The 5,304-nt window shown below is 56.7% G+C and carries 3 protein-coding genes and 3 pseudogenes; 2 read left to right on the top strand and 4 right to left on the bottom strand.

The genetic code is table 11. The annotated features are described in order from the left end of the window. Positions 1–235 (top strand): annotated as a pseudogene (locus I6F33_RS37590) (IS701 family transposase); the annotation flags it as partial. Between the two features lie 260 nt (positions 236–495). Here the strand turns inward: I6F33_RS37590 and I6F33_RS37585 are convergent. Continuing rightward, positions 496–654 (bottom strand): hypothetical protein, encoded by a 159-nt coding sequence (locus I6F33_RS37585; protein ID WP_225143638.1) that lies wholly within the window; start codon positions 652–654, stop codon positions 496–498. Between the two features lie 638 nt (positions 655–1,292). On the opposite strand from I6F33_RS37585, the gene I6F33_RS37580 reads away from it, so the two are divergent. Beyond that, positions 1,293–1,520, top strand: coding sequence for a hypothetical protein (locus I6F33_RS37580; protein WP_225143636.1), 228 nt, complete (start codon positions 1,293–1,295; stop codon positions 1,518–1,520). Positions 1,521–4,085: 2,565 nt separating this feature from the next. On the opposite strand, the gene I6F33_RS37575 is transcribed toward I6F33_RS37580, so the two are convergent. The 3 genes and pseudogenes from I6F33_RS37575 to I6F33_RS37565 all read right to left on the bottom strand — a co-directional run. Then, the gene (locus I6F33_RS37575; protein ID WP_225131106.1) at positions 4,086–4,688 is read right to left on the bottom strand and encodes an acyl-CoA dehydrogenase family protein; all 603 of its coding nucleotides are present in this window, start codon (positions 4,686–4,688) and stop codon (positions 4,086–4,088) included. A gap of 23 nt (positions 4,689–4,711) precedes the next feature. Further along, a pseudogene (locus I6F33_RS37570) lies at positions 4,712–4,945 on the bottom strand (ABC transporter ATP-binding protein); the annotation flags it as partial. Between the two features lie 46 nt (positions 4,946–4,991). Further along, positions 4,992–5,177: pseudogene (locus I6F33_RS37565) on the bottom strand (dimethyl sulfone monooxygenase SfnG); the annotation flags it as partial. Between the last annotated feature and the right edge of the window lie 127 nt (positions 5,178–5,304).

The following is a 5,304-nucleotide window of genomic DNA, read 5'->3' as shown; positions in this document are numbered from 1 at the left end:
TGGGCTTGATCACTTCGAAGGGCGATCATGGCAGGGTCTTCATCGCCACGCCCTGATGACAATGATTGCCTACGCCTTCTTGCAGCACCGTCGCCTCGCACATGCGGGACGGAAAAAAAAGAATCAACGGGCCTCCGCCTCAACCAACCATGCCCGCCGTACGCCACGCCATCGTCGATCTCATTCTCCGGCCGCCATCGCAGCGATGCCCGCACTGCAGAAGACGAATCCGTGAAAAACCACAGCACAAACCAAATCTGCCAAAGTAGTGCTAGTCCGGGTGTTCAAGCCCGCGGACACCTTGCCCCGATTCGGCTAAAATTCAACCCCTTCTTGGGGGTGCCCCGGCGTCCACATCCTAAATTGCGCGCAACCCGCCAGCCAGGCTGAGCAAGAAGCGGCGTAGGCCCATCATCAACGATTTGCCTACATCATCCAGCTGACTTACGGAATTTTTCCGCATTCTCCGCTGCAGCAGCGAGCGCCCGGGACAACTCAAGCGCTTGCGCCGCCGTCACCTGGAAATGAAGGCCCACAATGCTTCGCGATGACGACCGTGATCTCATCGTCAATTTGCTCAATGCAGACTGCCGCCGAATTGTCTATTTCGATCTCAGCGATCCGGCCGGGATAGTCATACTCTTCGTCTGACATCGCTGCACTCCATGCGCCCCGGGTGGTTCGTATATAGGAGATCCTGTGTCAGGTCACCGTGCTCTGTGGGCGGACCAAGATCATGGTTGCCCAGCCCCGCCCCCACCCCGTAAGGTTGCCGCGATGTTTGGGGATTTCAAATGGGCTATTTAAACGAAAAGGTACGTGGGAGCGCACGTTTCGGCTGAGAAGCCACCACGGCGCTTCAAAGGGATTGCTCGCCGTACTGTTCTGGTTCTGGGGCGTCATCGGACTGTTGTTCAACGCAGGCACGCTATTTGGGCTCACAGGCAGTATCGGCGTTGGGACGTCCGCCTATTTAACGGCTACGTGCCTCGTCTGGATTGGCGGCATGGTGCTGTTCGGTGTTGGCGCCCTACTCGCTCACACTGACTTTGATGGTGAGCGGCCGGTTGAGGAACGCTACGGCGACGTGCGGGTGTCGCGGTAGGCGCTAGATGCATTGGAGTAAATTGCATTGAATGATACGAACCCCGGCCTCGCCACCAGCACGGCATGCACACACTGCTCGGCCCAATTGCCTTTGGATTCCGAAGAGTGTCCCAATTGCTCTACTCCCGCGCTGCCTCGCTTCGGATACCTTCAGTTTTTTTGCAGAACTGGAGCGAAGGAGAATTATGGACGCACGTTTTGGCGGCCTCGTCTTGGGGCGCGATGGACCTGAGGACGATATACCGTTACTTCAACATCAAGGCGCCGGTGTCTTCGCCCTAATTGGAGTAATGCAGGGCGGCGAATACATTCTGTCAGAGGAAGCTACCAAACGTCACTGGACCAGGTTGCAGGAGATCAACGCTGAAAAAGATCGCCGCCCAGCTTTTCATATTCTCCACAAAGCACCGTGATCGACACAAATCTCATGCCCCCCGAGGTGACTTTGGGTCGCCTATCATGGTCAGTTTATTATCAATCGGTTTGCGACGGCTAAATATTTCGACGAGTTGGAAAGGATGAACGTAGTTTCCATTGTTGAAAAACTGCGTGGCGCAAAGGCTTGATCGTAGAACCACGGTTGACTGCTCATCCTGCGAGGAAATACCAAGATGCATATAGGCGTAATAATCGGCCTGATCCTGCTTCCATTCGCAGTGCTGCTCTCGATGGCTGCCAACAAGCAACATCGAGACGAGACCGGCGTTCCATCACCATCGCGCAAGCAGTTCAACAGGTTCTATCGGACTGCGCGACGCAAGGGCATATCGGTTGACCAAGCTTACCAAGAGTGGCTTGGCCGAGAACAGCGAAAACGGAAGTAAAGGAGTCGCCAGCACCAGGGTCGTTCACACAAGCCGCAAAGTGACCTGAGCTAAACTTCCCACGGTGGGAAGTTTACCAGGCAGCTCGGCCAACCGCATGCCGCGCGATCTCTACACCGGCGCTATCGACAACTATTACCACTGTGCCACTCCCTGGATCGTACTCGGGATCGCTGCCGATCTCATGAGCGACCCGGGCGCCGTACTGGCTCGCGAGAGCGGCTGAGCCAAACATCTCGCCGGCATCGTCCGCCTGTAGTTGTCCGTTATGGATAATCGGAAGATAGTAGCGCTGCACAGCAATGGCCCTCGTTTAGCAGCAATCATGCGCCCACCTCAGGGCGGGACGCACGTGTCATAAACGACAGGTGCCGTCAAACTGCGAGACCACATCCGCACCACCGGCAGCGTCGGGGACAGTGCTGTCAAGATCGTGGCCAACTACTTGTTCAGCTTCTCGATCTCGGCCGCAGTTACCTTCTCGCCATTGGTAACTGGGCGCGAATCACCGCGCCCTTCCACTGAAAAAGCTGGATAGCAGCCAACCACCCTTGCGACTCTCTGACGATTCGTTCATTTAGCTAGATGGTGCATCCGAATCGCCCACTCCGCGATGCGTGGAAGTCGTCACGACTTACATGGATTTCGGCGGCTTCGCTCGTCGAAGGAGGGCCAGGCTCGATCCTGGCGCGATCTCGGAAAGGAGGTGAAACAGCATGTTTCACTACCCGCACTGTGGCGGCACCCGCCCTGTAAGCGTTCGCGCTTACACACGGTTCCGCCTCGGTAAATGGGAGTGGGTCATCGCCCACTGCCGCGGACTGCCCAGCTAAGCTGAACAGTCCGCATCTCAGTGACTTGGGGCGGTGTCTCATGGGCACCGCCTCCTTTTTTCCGGCGGACCGGATCTACAGAACAACCAAGCACGACCATTCGTTGCAGTAGGCCTGCGTTAAAGTGGCTGTTCGAATTCTTTTCAATGGGTTGGTCGTCGACGAACTGACTGTCGTCGTTTATGGTTAACGGGCCGTTAACCCGCCTTGCCATAGTTCCTCCCCAGATCTGCGACTATTCGAGTCGCGCGAGCAATTCTTAACGAATTACTAGCGTTAGACGCTAGGGAATCAAGCCTTGCGTTTTTTGCAGGTTGTCACAATCCCTCGATTCGGGCCGTCATCAACTGCTTTGATGCGATTCGACCGCTATATATTATGCGGTATGCGACCCTGCTACCCCCAAGCCGTTGGGGGGCGGCGGTCAAAGAATTGTTGCTGCTCTCGGGTCCCTCGCCCTATAGTCGCCTCCGGTCTTGGGGGTAATTTTTCATGCGTCAATTTGCGATTGCGGCGCTCTGCGCCGCGCTGGGCGGCTGTGCTGGCGAAAGTCGCGGAGCTGAAGAAGCAACAGGAAACTGCGGCTGCTGCACCTGCTGCCCCTTAGCCAAAGAGGTCCGCAGTTAAACCAGCCCGACCAATTCGGCGAAGGTCTCGACCACTGATAACCCAGTTGTCCTTGAAGTTGATGCCGAGCTTGGCCATGTCCTTCTGGATCGGCACCCACTTCTCTTTACCGCGAGGAAGGGCTCACCGTCCGCAAACGGCGGGCTCGCCGCAAGGCCGTGGGGACCCGTGCCCCGATGAAGCTGTGCGAGATCAGTCTCGTTCTTTGGGGCGCTTATGGCAAGGACATCCTGCGCAACCCGAGCTCGAACTCGCTGTCTACGATTCGCGACATCAAGGATATGTCTGCAGAATAACTGCGCACAAGCGGCGCGATCTACGAAAATCCTGCGGACATTCTCAAGTATTTGACGGATTTAGTTACGACAATTAGGTGAAGTGACGTGATACAGTCCAAGTTGGACCGGGGCTCCTCCTCTTAGATATCGAACCGGAACGAACTCGTCCGAGTGTGGCGATTGATTTTAGATCGGGCGCTTGGGACGTCGAAGCGATCAGCGAAGATCGGTCCCCTTTTGTTGAGCCCGGCCAGCAGCCAATCGTTTCGAGGATGGAGCTCCTGAGATCAGATGCCACCCAAGCTGCCTGGATTAGCGACACGCCTCCGGAAGGAGCTGCGCGTGAGTCAGGATCTACTGAGGCGCTTCACATGGGAGATCAGATCGATCGACATATGCCTTGACGATCTTCGGTCCTACCAGGCGAATGCGCTCGGCATTACAGGTCCGCAAATGATGATCTTGATGGCACTGACGGAACTGGAAGAAGATGATGGTGTTCCCGTCAACGCTGTCGCGAAGCTGAAATCAGCTTGGCCGGAACTCGTTGTGAACGACTTTTCTGCGTTGAGGAGATAATTGTCGCCTTCGCGCGATGCCTCGGAGAGGTTGTACCACCAGTGCCCACCGGTGGCGCGCTCGCTGGTCGAATATGTGCCAAGCAGGGCGCCATTGTTCGCCTTGAGCCAGCGCTCCTTCTGGTCGTCGTTACCAAACAGGCTGATCGTCTGAGCCGCGCCGACATGCATGACATAGACGAGGCCGGTCGATGCATCGGCCTGTCCGATCCGGTAAGCGGCTTCGGCAAAATCAACATGGCCAAGAGCGAGGCCCCCAAAGCGTGATTCATTCAACACGCCGGTCCAGCCGGCTTCCGCCAATGCCCTCAGATTTTCTCTTGGAAAGCGACTTTCCAGATCATTGCGATCGGCATTGACCTTTACGGTCGCATCAATCGCGGCATCCAGCCGAGAATAGATGTCAGAATCGAACTTGCGAGCAAGATTGTCGTTAGCCATTGGTCATTCTCCCTTGTGTTTCGTCAAACTGCGACAACGGCATGGATGAGCGGTTTCTCGGCGGCGTCGGTTTGCGGCGAACCGCCGAGGTAAAGGGCCTTGATGTCGTCGCGGCTGTGCAATTCGACTGACGAGCCGGACAGCACGCTACGGCCGCTCTCAAGCACGACAGCATGGTCGGCAAAGCGCAGCGCCACCGTCGAATTCTGTTCCGCGACCAGGATTGAAAGCCCCTGCTCGCTGTTCAGCTGCTTCAGCGTCCCTGTCGCAATCGCCATCACGTGGCTGCCCCTCGCTTTACACCTATTCGGCAGCCTGAACGCGTACGGGCGTCCTTGTCTCGAGTTCGCGGACCAGCGGGATCACATGCTTGCCGAAATATTCGACCTCTTCCTGGAAGTGCAGGAACCCGAGCAGGATCAGGTCGGCGCCGGCATGCTTGAGCTCGATGATCCGTTCAGCGACTTGCTGCGGCGTGCCGATCAGGTTCTGACCTTGCCCCCATATGTGGAACGGCCCGCGAGGCAAGAGCTTTTTCAGTCGATTTCACACATTGGGACGGTGCGGTCATATGTCCGGCCTTTGCGCGCGGCACAATATGGCCGCTGGCCTCGAT

The sequence above is a fragment of the Bradyrhizobium sp. BRP20 genome (genome assembly GCF_020194215.1).
GTDB classification, from domain to species: domain Bacteria; phylum Pseudomonadota; class Alphaproteobacteria; order Rhizobiales; family Xanthobacteraceae; genus Bradyrhizobium; species Bradyrhizobium yuanmingense.
The sequence above is the reverse complement of the archived record's forward strand: the minus strand, read 5'-3'. Positions and strand labels throughout refer to the sequence as shown.